Source organism: Megasphaera sp. AF13-6AC (assembly GCF_027685385.1).
In the GTDB taxonomy this organism is placed as follows: Bacteria; Bacillota; Negativicutes; order Veillonellales; family Megasphaeraceae; genus Megasphaera; species Megasphaera micronuciformis.
Map to the genome: position 1 here is coordinate 1 of NZ_JAQCUN010000131.1, position 1,049 is coordinate 1,049.

The following is a 1,049-nucleotide window of genomic DNA, read 5'->3' on the forward strand; positions in this document are numbered from 1 at the left end:
CATGAAGCCGGCGGTATTACGCAGCATATCGGGGCTTATCAGGTACGTTATGAAGGCAAAAAGATTACCTTCATGGATACGCCCGGCCACGAAGCGTTTACGTCCATGCGTGCTCGCGGTGCCCAGGTTACGGATATTGCCGTCCTCGTAGTAGCGGCTGATGACGGCGTTATGCCTCAGACCATTGAATCCATTAACCACGCTAAATCGGCGAATGTTCCCGTCATCGTGGCTATCAATAAAATTGATAAAGAAGGGGCTAATCCGAGTAACGTTATGCAACAGTTGACGGAATACGGTCTCATCAGTGAAGATTGGGGCGGCGATACCATTATGGTTCCCGTTTCGGCTCACACGAAACAAGGTCTCGACGACCTGTTGGAAAATATCCTCGTCCTTGCGGAAGTAGTCCTTGCGGAAGTATCGGACTTTAAAGCTAACCCCGACCGTCCGGCCGAAGGCGTTGTTATTGAAGCTCGCCTCGACAAGGGTCGCGGCACGGTTGCGTCCGTCCTCGTACAAAAAGGCACCTTGCGTGTCGGCGATTCCATCCTCGTAGGCAACACGTACGGTAAGGTGCGTGCCATGAATAATGAACGAGGCGAACGAGTTAAAAAAGCGGAACCGTCCTTGCCTGTAGAAATTCTCGGGTTGAATGATGTACCTGAAGCCGGCGATATCCTTAATGCAACGGATGAAAAGACGGCTCGTTCCGTAGCGGAAAAACGTTTGGAAAAGAAACGCTCGTCCGAATTGAGCGTTAAATCGAAGGTTACCTTGGATGATCTGTTCAGCCAGATTCAGCAAGGTGAGCTGAAGGAACTGTCGCTTATTGTCAAAGGCGACGTACAAGGTTCTGTCGAAGCTCTCAGTCAATCCCTTTTGGCAATTAAGAGCGATGAAGTGCGTATTGCCATCGTTCATGCCGGCGTAGGGGCTATTACGGAATCGGATATTATGTTGGCGTCGGCCTCCAATGCCTTGGTTATCGGCTTTAATGTACGTCCCGATACGGCGGCTCGCAAAGCGGCGGAAAAGGAAAGCGTCGA

General features: G+C 51.0%; 1 protein-coding gene. It reads left to right on the forward strand.

From position 1 onward, the window contains the following. On the forward strand, positions 1-1,049 hold a 1,049-nt coding region (gene infB, locus PGX78_RS06940; RefSeq protein ID WP_270446109.1), incomplete at both ends, for a translation initiation factor IF-2.